4 protein-coding genes and 10 pseudogenes are annotated in these 13935 nt (G+C 45.0%); 3 read left to right on the forward strand and 11 right to left on the reverse strand.

The window, feature by feature from the left end; all coding sequences use genetic code 11:
* Nucleotides 1-24 precede the first annotated feature (24 nt).
* Both PKHYL_RS07510 and aroQ read right to left on the reverse strand, forming a co-directional pair.
* Nucleotides 25-1298: pseudogene (locus PKHYL_RS07510) on the reverse strand (ABC1 kinase family protein).
* A 168-nt stretch (nt 1299-1466) separates the two neighbouring features.
* Complete coding sequence (gene aroQ, locus PKHYL_RS07515; RefSeq protein WP_093070019.1) at nt 1467-2003, reverse strand: type II 3-dehydroquinate dehydratase; 537 nt, start codon at nt 2001-2003, stop codon at nt 1467-1469.
* Nucleotides 2004-2420: 417 nt separating this feature from the next.
* Between aroQ and PKHYL_RS07520 the strand changes: the two are divergent.
* Together PKHYL_RS07520 and PKHYL_RS07525 are read left to right on the forward strand one after the other, a co-directional pair.
* Nucleotides 2421-2635, forward strand: a pseudogene (locus tag PKHYL_RS07520) (cold-shock protein).
* A 278-nt stretch (nt 2636-2913) separates the two neighbouring features.
* Nucleotides 2914-4067, forward strand: a pseudogene (locus PKHYL_RS07525) (DEAD/DEAH box helicase).
* 113 nt (nt 4068-4180) lie between these two features.
* Here the strand turns inward: PKHYL_RS07525 and PKHYL_RS07530 are convergent.
* From PKHYL_RS07530 to ilvA, 7 genes and pseudogenes are all read right to left on the reverse strand, one after another.
* A pseudogene (locus PKHYL_RS07530) lies at nt 4181-5079 on the reverse strand (sulfite exporter TauE/SafE family protein).
* A gap of 77 nt (nt 5080-5156) precedes the next feature.
* Complete coding sequence (gene ccoS / locus PKHYL_RS07535) at nt 5157-5432, reverse strand: cbb3-type cytochrome oxidase assembly protein CcoS (protein WP_058024050.1); 276 nt, start codon at nt 5430-5432, stop codon at nt 5157-5159.
* 129 nt (nt 5433-5561) lie between these two features.
* Complete coding sequence (locus PKHYL_RS07540) at nt 5562-6335, reverse strand: YdcF family protein (RefSeq protein ID WP_071001661.1); 774 nt, start codon at nt 6333-6335, stop codon at nt 5562-5564.
* Nucleotides 6325-7434 (reverse strand): annotated as a pseudogene (gene murB, locus PKHYL_RS07545) (UDP-N-acetylmuramate dehydrogenase). Before murB ends, PKHYL_RS07540 begins: the two are co-directional and overlap by 11 nt.
* 237 nt (nt 7435-7671) lie before the next feature.
* Nucleotides 7672-8170 (reverse strand): annotated as a pseudogene (locus tag PKHYL_RS07550) (low molecular weight protein-tyrosine-phosphatase).
* 206 nt (nt 8171-8376) lie between these two features.
* Nucleotides 8377-8800: pseudogene (locus tag PKHYL_RS07555) on the reverse strand (RNA-binding S4 domain-containing protein).
* A gap of 171 nt (nt 8801-8971) precedes the next feature.
* Nucleotides 8972-10523 (reverse strand): annotated as a pseudogene (ilvA, locus tag PKHYL_RS07560) (threonine ammonia-lyase, biosynthetic).
* Nucleotides 10524-10811: 288 nt separating this feature from the next.
* On the opposite strand from ilvA, the pseudogene rpiA reads away from it, so the two are divergent.
* Nucleotides 10812-11470, forward strand: a pseudogene (gene rpiA / locus PKHYL_RS07565) (ribose-5-phosphate isomerase RpiA).
* Nucleotides 11471-11589: 119 nt separating this feature from the next.
* Here the strand turns inward: rpiA and argF are convergent.
* Both argF and alr read right to left on the reverse strand, forming a co-directional pair.
* A pseudogene (argF, locus tag PKHYL_RS07570) lies at nt 11590-12511 on the reverse strand (ornithine carbamoyltransferase).
* Between the two features lie 216 nt (nt 12512-12727).
* Nucleotides 12728-13834, reverse strand: coding sequence for an alanine racemase (gene alr / locus PKHYL_RS07575; protein WP_071001654.1), 1107 nt, complete (start codon nt 13832-13834; stop codon nt 12728-12730).
* Between the last annotated feature and the right edge of the window lie 101 nt (nt 13835-13935).

Consider the following 13935-nt stretch of genomic DNA (forward strand, 5'->3'; position numbering starts at 1 on the left):
CTGTTATTGCCAATTGATCGCTTATTATACGTCAATGTACTCATCAACGAGCGGCGAGAGGTCAGTCTCAACGCCAAGATTGACCAGATTCCAGTACTGTCCAGATACGGTACGGTCTAACATCATGGTGGTGGCAGAGGGCTGAAACTGACCGAAGTATTTTAATGAAGTGCGCATTTGGGCAATCACCTCATGGTGTATTTGACTGCTACCAAAATCAAATGGCCCTTCTTGGTATGGGCGGATAGATAGTGGTTTTAGACCAATAGATAGCCATTTTTCATAAAACTCGCCAGGGATGTTTTTATCATCATCACGGCGAATATCTAAGGCGACAAGGTCTTGCTCAAGCGCGGTCACATCGCCTTTGATAGCATGCTTGGCAAAACGACGGAATAGTTGGACCTCGCTATCACTGTAACTACGGATACCGCCGAAGTCATACGCCACAACACTACCATCCTGCCGAAAAGCAAAGTTGCCTGGATGCGGATCACAATGCATACGGTACAGACTAAATAGTTGTCCTGCGGTAAAATGAAACAAGCGCTTTGCTATTTTTTGCTTAATGGCATTGTCCCATGTTGCAGCGACGGTCAATGTCTCTCCTATCTCCTCAGTCAGTGTCAAAATCCGTCTAGAAGAGTGGCTGCTAATGACTTTTGGGATAATGAGACCTTCATCATCAGCATGAAAGGCACCAAATACACGCAGATTGTGCGCCTCTTTGGTATAGTCCAACTCGTCGTGTAGACTCTGTCGAATCTCATTAAATAACTGCTCTTGCAACTGCTTACTCATATTGAGCACACCTGCAATTTTTAGCGCCATGCGCACCTGTTTGAGGTCGCTATCACAGTTTTCATCGACATCAGGATACTGGACTTTGACCACGACCCTTTGTCCAGAAGGTAGCACAGCTTTATGGACTTGCCCAATAGATGCTGCGGCAAATGGCGTCTCGTCAAACTCACTGAACAGCTCTGCCATCGGTGCTTTAAGCTCACGCTCAACTTGTGCACGTATTTGCGCATAAGGCATGGGCGGTGCATCTTTTGGAGTTTTTCTAGGGCAGTTGCGACCTCAGGCGGGAACACGTCTTTGTACTGTGAGGCAATTTGTCCGACTTTCATCACCGCACCTTTCATCTCACCCAACGTCTCGGCAATCTGGATACCCACGTCTTGCATCAAGTCTGAGCGAGCTTGTAGGCGCTTTTCTTCGTCACTCGAGAGATGCTTAAACGAGTTTTTAGCGGCTTTGCCGGCGATGCTTGCTGTCATGCCAGCGAGTTTCATAAAGCGCTTTCCGGACGTTTTTGCCATTCATATCACCATATAGTGGATTGTTTTGCTCAGTCATAATTCTATTATTTTCATCAAACAATTACTGTTTAACTAATGTGTGAAAAATAAGAAGTTTTACTTTATTAACAAAGCTAGTAATCTATAAAATTAGAAAACACCTTAAGTGCTTGTATTGACTGAATAAATATTGCTTAGCCAGTAGTCTAGTGCCATCTCATAACCCATATGACCCAAACCACAGATGACACCGACTGCGACATCGCTCAAATAGGAATGATGCCTGAAAGGCTCACGTGCATGGACATTGGATAAATGGACCTCTATAAAAGGCTTCTGTGTCGCTAGTAACGCATCGCGTAGGGCAACTGAGGTATGGGTAAAGGCAGCAGGATTGATAATAACGGCATCAGCTTGGGCAGATTTTTCTGCTAATAAACCATAATATTGAATCTTATCTACTAGATCGCCTTCATGGTTTGACTGTACACAAATTAATTCAATGCTGTGCTGAGCGGCTCGTTCGACCAAGCGTTTTTCGATATCTACCAGCGTCATATGGCCATAAATTTCAGGCTCACGCTTACCCAATAAGTTCAGGTTGACGCCATTCACCAATAGCAGTTTGTGATTGAGGGTCTGATCGATGTGTTGGTCAGCAGGATTTTCTGCTGCTGTAGATGGAGAAGAGGACGTCATAGTAATCTCTATCGCTGTTTAAATATGTGAATGATTTATTATAATGAATAAGGTATGCATGACAAATAGGTTGCACACGCTGATCCAGCGTATCCCTTTATAATAGCAGCTTGTAGGCTGGGTTATAAAAAAATTACAGGAAAAACTCACCCATGCCTTAAAAAGCGTGTTAAAAGTCTTTATGTTGCTAAAAACCCGTGCTATGATATTTTTTATGCAATAAGTATTGCAAGTTTGTTACTGTCATTGATATGAGAGATAGTTTGCAAGATTGGCTTTCTTTTATATAAGCGTTTTAAAGATGACTGTGACTAGATTAGTACTCTTAAGTTTTTGATTTCATCATCTTAGATCCCGTTTATATGCAATGTTGCAAAGGAATTTGGGGCTAAGCGAACTTTTTTAGGAAGTAATATTATGTCAGCTCGTGAGCAAGGTATCGTTAAGTGGTTTAATGACTCAAAAGGCTTTGGTTTCATTCAACGTGACAGCGGAGAAGATATTTTTGTCCATTTCCGCGCGATTCAGGGTGATGGCTATCGTTCTTTAAAAGATGGCGAAAAGTTGAGTTCAGCGTAGTAGAAGGTGAAAAAGGCCTACAAGCTGAAGAAGTCAGAAAGTTAGAAGAGTAATCTATCCAGACATTAAAGCAGTTTAGTTATAATGTCTGTATGAACTACTGATATACTACTGAGTCAAGCCCGTATTGTCTTACCCATGTTGAGTGAACAACAGCATATTTGGTAGGTCAGGTATTGGGCTTGGCTTTTTTTATACCCGTATGTCTAGCGGCCATCTATAGATATAATGTTGCGACTACTATTGGTCACGCTTATGTCAGTATAAAATTTTATTGTGAGCTGATTTGTGATTGATAAAATACAAGCAACTAATTTAAAAGGATATTTTTTTGAGTAATTTTACAACGTTTACTGATTTGCCACTTTCAACCGCGACCCTGCGGGCAGTGAGTGATTTGGGATTCACGGAACTCACGCCGATTCAGGCGAAAATACTACCGCATACACTAGCAAGTCAAGATGCCATCGGACAGGCGCAAACGGGAACGGGTAAAACAGCAACGTTTTTATTGACAATCATGGAAGCGTTACTCAAACGTCCTTTTACGCATGATGAAACGCGTTATCTAGGTGAGCCGCGTGCCGTGATTATGGCGCCAACTCGCGAGCTGGCTCAACAGATATTTGAGGACTGCATTGCACTGACCAAATACACCTCATTACACAGTGTCTGTATTATGGGTGGGACCAATTACGAAACCCAGCAGCATGAGCTTGAGCGCCAATACGTTGATATTTTGGTGGCGACGCCTGGCCGTCTAATTGATCTTGCCAATAAAGGCATGGTGTATTTAGATCGAGTAGAGGTGCTGGTGCTTGATGAAGCAGACCGTATGCTGGACATGGGTTTTATCCCTGATATCAAGCGCCTTGTGGGGCGTATGCCCGCCAATACAGACCGTCAAAGCTTACTGTTTTCTGCTACTTTTAACCAAGATGTGATGAATTTGGCGTATCGCTGGTTGCATGAGCCGCAGTTTGTGGAAATCGAGCCAGAACACAAGACCAGCGAATTGGTTGATCAGCACTTTTACTTACTGACAGAAGATCAAAAACTCGAAGCCCTTCAGCGTATTATTAGTGAGGAGGCCGTTGAAAAGGTCATTGTATTCGCCAATCGCAAAGATCAAGTCAAGCGTCTCTATCATAAACTGCGTCAAGCGCATAAGATTGTCATGCTCTCAGGTGATGTAATTCAGCAAAACGTGAGAAATACTTGCAGCGCTTCAAGGATGGTCACACGTCTATCTTGGTGGCGACAGATGTTGCAGGGCGCGGTATCCATGTTGATGATATCAGTCATGTCGTTAACTATACCTTGCCCGATCAACCAGATGATTATGTCCACCGTATTGGTCGTACGGGCCGCGCTGGGCAAACAGGCATTAGCATTAGCTTTGTCAGTGAAGATGACGCATTTAATATACCAGCATTAGAGAAGCATTTAGAAACCAAGTTTACGCTTGAGCAGTGGCAGGAATAATTGCTATAAATAGGTAACACTTAACCAATAAACCCCTTAATATCATTTTTGATATTAAGGGGTTTTTGTACGCTTGGTAAAGTCCGCGCAGTACTCGAGTTATGTGTTAGAAATTATTGACCATGATGCATGGAGGTGGCGTCATCACCCATATCATGCATGCTATGATCCATATGATTATCCATGTCTTGCATATCATGATCCATAGCTGGCGTCATATCGTGATTCATCTGATCTATATTATGAGCATCTGTCTCAGACATCATAGCAGAGTGGCTACTATGATCCATCTGTGCGTGTCCACCACCATGCCCGCCATGCATGTTTGCCATGACCATAGGAACGACAGCAACTGCCAAACCTGAGAGTACCATCACCGCACCATTTAACTGCCTTAAGCGAAAACGACCAATCTTGTCACGTAACCAGCCGACTGTCTCGTGCGTTGCAACTAACATCGGCACCGTGCCAAGACCAAAAACAAACATCAACGCTGCACCGCTTAATGGGTTGTGAGCCACCACCGCGATGAGTAGGGCGCCATATACCAAACCGCAAGGCAAAAAGCCCCAAAGCAAACCAGCTGTCAATGCACGTGGAAAGGTGTTTAGGGGAAAGACCTTTTGGCGTAGCGGGCTGAGGTATTGCCAAAAGCGCATACCAAAACGCTCGAGCTTATTCAAAAAGGTGCGCCAAGCATGGTCACACCCACAAAGACCAACACTGCGCCCAGTAAAATACGTGGCAAGCTATTGCCTTTCATGAGTGGCTCTAACACCGTCGTACCGATAAATCCTGCCAGCAGACCTAACAGTGCATAACTGCTCAGACGGCCAAGATGATAGGTGGCCACCAGCGCGCGGCGTTTAGTAGGACTGACATCTTTCATAGACAGACCAAATGCCGTCACAAGACCGCCACACATACCCAAACAATGCGGCGAGCCAAAAACCCCATCAGTAATGCCGCAGCAAGTAAAGCCATGGTCATGGATGCATCTCCTAAAAGTCATAAAGGCCGTATCTATAGACACGATTATTATCTAACGAAAGCTCATCATTACACGATGAAAAGAGAGAAGAATAAAGGTTAGATTTTTGTGTTTTTCTCTACATCAGTACGAACGAGCGCATCTTTATCAACGTTATCATCTGACGGCTCGGTATCAGCAGAAGGCTGAGACTGCACCGCGCGCTCATGAGCCTGCATGGTTTGCCTGCGCTCTTGACGATCATCCAATATGATACGCTGTGATGCATTGTCCAAATCTTCGAACTGGTTTGATTTTACCGCATAACGCACCGCCCAGATGGCAACCACAAATAGCATGAGACTTAATGGGATTAATAAAAATATACTGAGCATGGTAACTCTCTTCAATAGCAGTGTCTTTTATTATTATACACCCATCGCAAATGCAGTGGATGATCTGTAGCGATTAGAATGAGGCGTAGCATCATATGACGATATTAGCTGCGCGTTTAGTATAAAAACCTATTCATCAGATGCTTTTTTGGCACTGCCTCGCGGTGTTAGGAGCTGCTGTGAAGTCACATCATCGGCGTGACGACAGTTCATTTGCGGACGTATCACATCCCGTAGATAGGCGGCGATTTCATAAACAGCCCGCCGTGAATGACTTAGGTTTTGCGCAGGTTTCATCCAGTCGCGTCTCACTGGCAATGGTGCGCTAAGCGGTGTGCTATTAATACCATTCAAGGCAAACTGTCTGCGCGCACGTGCCATATGATAACTATCAGTAATAAGGTAAACGTGATGAAGCGGAATACGCTTGGCTGTAAAACGGGCGTTTTCGCACGTATTCATACTGGCATTTTCGCTTATCAGCCCATCGATACCATGCTCAATGAGCCATTGACCTAGCCAAGGGGCTTCAGCGCCGCTTAGTACAATAGGTAAGGGAAGATCGTGATAGGCCCCAGCCGCGGTACGGACACGATTCAGGCTATAGCGATTGAGGATGATTTGATTGTTATTATCATTAGTTAGACCACCGCCTAATACCACGTAAGCAGTCGGCGGAGAGCTCATAGCAGCAGAAGGCATTTTTGGTAAAGGAAGAAGCGCAAATATATAGACAACGGCTTGTGAAAATAGCGGTGTGAACAAACTGATTAGGACTAAAATAACAGACGTCGAGCCTAATACAAAGGTAATATTGATGATACGGAATAGCTTCACCATTCGTTCGGCTGAACGCAAATAGTTTCGCCATAAGCGTTTAGACCATGATTGTTTAGACCACATGCTCAGGATATCCAATTGAGCCATCAGCATTCACCCAAACTGGCTCACGTGATAGCTGAATTGCAAATTTCTCATAGACGATGTTGGCGATATAGCGCTGTGCTGTTTCCACATCTTCTTGAGTTGCTTGATAAGGAGTATGATTGGTCAGTACCAGCGCCTGATGTTTATGAGTCATGATAGGTGCGATGCCGCCCCCTTTTAATCCTGCTTGCTCGATGAGCCAACCTGCGGCAACTTTTACCATCGCGTCAGGCATCGGATAACCAACGATAGCTGGATAAGTTGTTTGCAGCGCCGTAAATTGATCTTGACCAATAATAGGATTTTGAAAAAACTGCCACAGTTAGGTAGCTGTTTTGGGTCTGGTAGCTTTTGTTGTCTAATATCTATAATGGCTTGCATAACGTCATGAGGGATTGGCTTGCTCGCGCTCTTGTTGTTCCGCATAGCGCTGCGCCACAGTCTGTACATCTCCATAGCTGGCTAAAATATGGGTGGGATCTGTATGCAGTCTAAAAGCCACGCGGCTGATCAGCCATGTATTTGGCGTGCGTTTAAAGATACTATCACGATAGTCAAATTGACAGTCGGCCGCTGATAAATGGTGCCAAGTTTGTGTCGGTAAATGATAGGCGCGTACATATTGTAAGCAGTCTTCTAATTGCACACCGTACGCACCAATATTTTGTACTGGCGCTGCACCAGTTAGGCCAGGTATGAGCGCAAGGTTTTCTAACCCATACCAGCCTTGATTGACTGTATGTACGACTAGATCATGCCAGTTTTCGCCCGCCATTACTTCGATATCAACATAATCGTCGGTTTGTGCAGTCAAATGAATACCGCGCATTTTGGGTTGCAATACCACTGCATTTAACGCTGCTGGTAATAAAACATTGCTACCGCCAGATAAGACAAATAATGACAGCTGATGCTCTACATCCTCTGCATAGGTTGCCATAAAGTCATCAAGCTGTGCCTCATTGGTCAACGTCACTACAGAGTCAGCGACACACGACAGTGCCATCGTATTGCTATGTGCCAAATCGACTGAATTACTGACTAACAGAGTCGCTGATGAGTCATTTATAGTCATGGTCTGAGCGTCGAGATCAAGGCGTGCAGCTTGGGTCATAACATAGCCTATGGGGCAAAAGGATAATAAATAATAAGGTAGCTATAGTTGATTCAATTTAAAAGAGATACAAGGCAGTTGAGTACAGACGTAACTGTGTTACTTCAAGCACGGTTAACGCTGCAGCTCTTTTATAGAGGATTAACCATATTATAGAGGATACCGGATGCAAGAGTAGCAGAAATATAGAATTTATAGCTAGCAAGCCTTCCAGCTTTCGATCCAAGCTTGGGCGCTTGATTCGATGCGCTCGATCACCTCTTCGAAATCATCGTTATCGCCTTTATATGGATCTGGCACATCACTGCCGCAATAGGTAGGGTCTTCTTCACTAAATAGGGCCAGCTTTGCCAAGTCCTCTTCTGACTCTGCCATGTCGTCTTTAATGGCTTGTAGGTCAGCCAAATTCTGTGAATCCATGGCTAAGATCAAATCAAAATCACGGAAGTCATCGGCGCTGACTTGGCGTGCAACCAATTTATTAATTTTGTAGCCATGTGATTTCGCATGGCGCTGCGAACGTGGGTCAGGTTTGTCGCCGACATGTGAATCACTGGTACCTGCTGAGTCTATCTTTATTGAGAGTCCAGCAATCGCCGCTTGCTGACGGAAAACTTCCTCAGCGGTAGGGGGAGCGGCAGATGTTTCCTAAACAAACCAATAATACAGACGAGGGAGTACAGGCTTTCATCAGCATAATATGACCTTCTATAACAAAAAAACATGCTATAAGAAACCAGCACTGTTAATGCGGCTTTTATTAGCATGCAATCGATTGAACCAACGACTAGCGTAACGCTTAATCGCTTGAATGGCAAGGACAGAGACTAGACAATAGCGTCACTTAATACTGGGTTTATGACAATGCTATAGGTAACTGGGTGATGCGAGGGTAATGCTGTATCAATCTTGATTGCTTTTGAAGCGCTGTAAGTCACGGCGCTCTTTTTTGTTGGGCTTATTATCAGGACGAGCAAGGTTGGCCAGTTTGCGCTGTTCAGCATAATAAGCACGCCGCGTTTCGCTCTCTTTGGTCTCTGAGTATAGCACCTCAGCGGCGGTCGCATTGCCCCGCTGTGCAGATAGCGCCTCAACAATGACAGTCTTTTCAGTCATGGCGGTCGCTGAGCCTTGACGAATGGTTAGCTCATCGCCGACTGAAATCTCTTTACTGGTCTTGACGCGGCTGCCACCATAATGCACACGTCCGCTTTCAATGGCTTGCTTGGCAAGGGGTGCGTGTGCGGTAAAACCGAGCGGCCCATAACCATTTATCGAGACGAATTTTGACCAAACCTTGGGTGTTATCATCAGTATTTTTTTTCATAAAGCTCACTCTGTATTTGTTTTTATATCAAATAATATGAGGGCATATTTGGTATTTACAAATAAGGTTTTGTGTTCGTCGCCGTCTGTAGCAGATTATAGAGAGTAAAAAGCGACCCATCATATGACAAGTCGCTTTTATAATAAGGTCTAAATATATCCCGTTAAGTCATTATTTCAAAAATAACTGATAGCCAATATTGTCATTGACCGTCGTGCAGTCATAGCCGATGTCTAGTAAGGCGTCTTGTAGCTGACGAGAGTTGCTTTCTGAGGCTTGTAGACCAACCAGTACACGGCCTTCAGCGGCACCATGGTTGCGGTAATGGAATAAAGTGATATTAAAGTCATCGCCCAATTTTTCTAAGAAAGTCAGCAGGGCGCCCGGACGCTCTGGGAATATCACTTGTAGTAACTGCTCGTTTTCGACCTTAGCGTGACCACCAATCAAATGACGGATATGTGACTTGGCGATATCATCGTCAGTCAGATCGTGAGCGGTATAGCCATCATTTGCCAATTGAGTACTAATAGTTTGACGCTCTTTTTCACCTTCTTTTAATGCAATACCGACAAAGATTGAGGCAGGCTCCATTGAGTCTGGTGACTTTTGCTATCGGCACGGTAGTTAAACTCAGTAATATTACGACCGTGCAGACTGCGGCAGAAGTTCAAGAAAGCGCCAGTTTGTTCTGGTATAGTAACCCCAAAGATAGCTTCTTTTTTCTCGCCAATCTCAGTGCGCTCAGCAATATAACGCAGACGGTCAAAATTCATATTAGCGCCGCAAATGATGGCCGCGCAGTTTTTGCCTTGAATATTGTTCGCTGTGATATATTTTTCATACCAGCAACTGCCAACGCACCTGCAGGCTCTACGATACTGCGGCTCTCCTCAAACACATCTTTGACTGCTGCGCAGACTTCATCGTTGCTACAGGTGACGACGTTAGGCTCCACGATAGGGCCTGAATTGTCACTTTTCTGAGTACGCACGACGTCAAAAGGCAGTTCACCAATTTGCGCGACTGCCACGCCATCGACGAACAGTCCGACTTGCTCAAGTTTGACACGTTCACCCGTTTCAAGTGCGGCTTTTAGGCAAGCTGATTGTTCCGCTTCTACCGCGATCACTTTGACATGCGGTGCCACTTCTCCCAAAAATGCGGCGACACCTGAGATGAGACCGCCACCACCAACGGCAACAAACACATAATCCATGTTACGCCACTGTTGGGTCAACTCAAGCGCGATGGTTCCTTGCCCAGCAATCACCAATTCATCATCATAAGGCGGTATAAAGGTCAGGCCCTCGCGCTCAGCACGATCTATTGCATAGCGGTTTGCTTGATCAAAACTATCGCCATGCAGATCGACATTGCCACCAAGCGCTCTGACGGCTTCTACCTTAATATCAGGCGTAGTCGTTGGCATAACGATGATGTTGTTTAGTGACAGTTTGCGCGCAGAGTAAGCCACGCCTTGAGCATGGTTGCCTGCTGAGGCGCAGATAACGCCGCGCGCTTTTTGCTCATCGCTTAGCTGACTGATACGGTTGTAGGCACCTCGTAACTTAAAAGATTTGACAGGTTGTAAGTCTTCACGTTTAAAACGAATGTCATTGGCAAAACGTTGGGTCAGCTTGGGCGCCGTTTCAAGTGGTGTTTGAATCGCAACGTCATAGACGGTGGCTTGTAGTATGGCTCGTACCCAGTGTGACAGCATAGTAATCCCTAAACAGAATGAATATAAAAATGAAATAGATTAGCCTATGCTGATTTTGAGTATCTTGCAAGACTCAATTGCAGTTTTCTTGGGATTTTATGCCTGAATGAATATAAAGTGAAAGCGTGTGGTGAAGAACGTTGTGAGATAAGTATTATATGACTACCGAATTAGAATTGTGATTGCGCTAACATCGATCAATATCATCGGTTATAATAGCCACGCATTTTATTTGTTTTAGCCTTTTACTTTTTTTAAGACCATACGTTTATTTTCCAAGGATTTATGATGAGTGATCAGCAAGCACAAAAGCAAGCCGCCGCCCGCGCTGCCCTAAGCTATATCGAAGATGATATGATACTTGGGGTGGGGACGGGTAGTACGGTCAACTGTTTGATTGAGTTGTTGCCACAATTGAAGCTTGCTGGTGCGGTTGCCAGCTCACAGGTGACTGAAGACAAACTGCGTGCGCTTGGTATCGAAATTGTTGATCTAAACTTTGCTGGTACGCTTGATGTTTATATCGATGGTGCTGATGAGGTCAATGAGCACTTGCAACTTATCAAAGGCGGCGGCGGTGCATTGACTCGCGAAAAGATCGTCGCGGCTGCTTCCAAAAAGTTTGTGTGTATGGTTGATGAGAGCAAAAGCGTTGAGATCTTAGGTCGCGCGTTTCCAGTGCCGATTGAAGTCCTGCCGCAAGCGCGCTCTTATGTCGCGCGTCAATTAGCAAAATTGGGCGGTGAGCCTGTCTATCGTGAAGACTTTGTCACTGATTACGGCAACGTTATTCTAGATACTTATGACTTGGATGTGAGTAATCCAATCGCGCTTGAAAAGAGCTGAATAATATCGTGGGTGTGGTCTGTAATGGTATCTTTGCGGCAAACCAAGCGGATGTGCTATTAAAAGCCAGTGCAGATGGCGTAACAACGCTTACGCGCTAATACAGTCTCAAGAATACAGTCTCAAGCCATTTTTACAGATAAAAAGCCGTCCAAATCTGAACGGCTTTTTTATTTATGAACGGACTAATAACTTATCTTACTGTTTTTTACACGGTAAGTTAGGCAGGTAGTTTGATTTTGTCTTTTAGCAAAAACTCCATCAAGGCTTTTTGCGCATGTAGACGATTTTCGGCTTCATCCCACACAACAGAGCGCGGATCATTTAGCATATCATGAGATCTCCTCACCACGATGGGCGGGCAGACAGTGCATAAACACCACTTCAGGGTCGGCTTTGTCTAGTAGAGACGGCGTCACTTGATAAGGGGCAAAACGACGTGCGCGCGTATTTTGCTCGGACTCTTGACCCATACTTGCCCATACATCGGTGACAATCAAATTAGAATCTTTGGCTGCGTCTTGTACGTTTTCGACCAAGCTCACGCAATGTGAGAAGCGTTCCATAAGTTTCGGATCAGGCTCGAACCCATAAGGCGCTGCCACGCGTAATTCAAAACCAAACTGATTGGCGGCTTGCATAAATGACGAGCACATATTGTTGCCGTCACCGACCCACGTGACGATCTTATTTTCGATGCTACCGCGATGCTCATAATAAGTCTGCATATCAGCAAGCAATTGACAAGGATGGTATTCATCGGTCAACGCATTGATAATAGGGACGCTTGAGTATTCAGCAAAGGTCTCGACTTTTTCGTGCCCAAAGGTACGAATCATAATGATATCAACCATGCTGGAGATCACGCGTGCTGAGTCTTCTAATGGCTCACCGCGACCGAGCTGCGTATCGTTGGGTGATAAAAATATAGCATTACCACCAAATTGACCCATGCCGGTCTCAAATGAGATACGGGTACGCGTTGAAGATTTTTCAAATATCATGCCAAGCGTACGACCAACGAAAGGCTGATATATCTCGCCTGCGTGTTGCATCTTACGCAATTCGCTTGCGCGTTTGATTAAGTTTTCTAGTTCTTGTTTGGTTAAATCAGATAAGGTTAAAAAATGGCGCAAACTCATAGTAATCCTAGCAGTCGATCGCAGTCAGTGAAACGTCATCAGTCTTCAATATCATCGCGTCAGTGCGTATACTGGGTTGACAACAAACTTTTAGTATAGCGTATTTACTTTCAATGTAAACGTGCAATTTTATCAAGATCGAATGGCTTGCTAAATAGACCGAAATCGCATTAGCAAGCCATAGTACTCGTATGCTAATGCCTGTGCCGTTAATGATTATGCCTGTGTACGGTTTGGACGTATGCTGAGGCGACATAACAGCTCATAGCTAATCGTTCCAGCATGACCTGCCACTTCATCGACACGCGGCGCATCGCCCCAGAGCATGACTTTGCTATCCAAAGCAAGGCTTTCAGGCGTTTTGCTGACATCAATGACGATCATATCCATTGCCACACGCCCAATCACAGGACAACGGTAGCTTTGATTGTCGTTAGTATCGATGACGGTGACATAAGCGTCGTCACTTATTACACGCGGGTAGCCGTCTCCGTAACCCACACTCACGAGAGCGGTTCTGGTGTCTTGCTGCGCACGCCAGCGGCTACCATAGCCGATCGCATCATTGGCACTGACCGTTTGTAATGCCATAATTTGAGCACTAAATTCCATCGCGGGCTGCAAGTCTAACTCTTGTGCGCTTTTATCGACGACAGGCGAGCTACCGTATAAGATGATGCCTGGGCGTACCCAATCATAATGGTACTCTGGGAAGTTGACGATGCCAGCAGAGTTGCATAATGAGCCTTTGATATCTAGGCTAATGGTATCTTTCAAAGTCGCAAGTACGCTTGAGAAGCGCTCAATCTGCATGGCATTTAATGGATGGTCATGATCATCAGCATTGGCAAAATGGGTGGCTAGGATCAGCTGATAACCTGCTTCATGCAAACGCTTGGCTGCTGATAGCACACCCTCAGCATTGAAACCCAAACGGTTCATACCTGTATTATATTTTAGCCAAACCACATTAGTTGCACTACCAGCTGGCGGGAAGTTTTGTAGTGCCCATTCTAACTGTGGTCCGTGGTGAATCACGCAGCTAATATCATGATCAATGGCTTGTTGCCACTCATCAGCGCTAAATGCCCCTTCTACTAGACCAATGGTTTTCTCCCAACCTAATTGTCTGGCTTCTAATGCTTCGGTTAAAGTCGCAACCCCAATACCATCTGCTTGCTGCAGGGCTGGTAATACCGCCGCCACGCCATGCCCATACGCATTGGATTTGACCATCGCTAAGACTTTTGCTTGCGGTGCGCGTTGTTTTACTTGATTGAGATTATGAGTAATGGCTTTTGGTTTTATGGTAATGGTGCGCATAATCGCCTTCTTTATGAGTAGAATTATGAGTGATAAAGCCAGTACAGCATCAATGGAGTTGATACTATACTGGCTATGTGGTTAAAGCTACTTACTAACTT

Source organism: Psychrobacter sp. KH172YL61 (genome assembly GCF_007182895.1).
GTDB lineage: Bacteria > Pseudomonadota > Gammaproteobacteria > Pseudomonadales > Moraxellaceae > Psychrobacter > Psychrobacter pacificensis.

Bases quoted from the DNA above. Each gene is read 5' to 3' on its own strand.
- PKHYL_RS07540 (WP_071001661.1), bottom strand. From the start codon at position 6,335: ATGTGGTCTAAACAATCATGGTCTAAACGCTTATGGCGAAACTATTTG.
- alr (WP_071001654.1), bottom strand. From the start codon at position 13,834: ATGCGCACCATTACCATAAAACCAAAAGCCATTACTCATAATCTCAAT.
- ccoS (WP_058024050.1), bottom strand. From the start codon at position 5,432: ATGCTCAGTATATTTTTATTAATCCCATTAAGTCTCATGCTATTTGTG.
- aroQ (WP_093070019.1), bottom strand. From the start codon at position 2,003: ATGACGTCCTCTTCTCCATCTACAGCAGCAGAAAATCCTGCTGACCAA.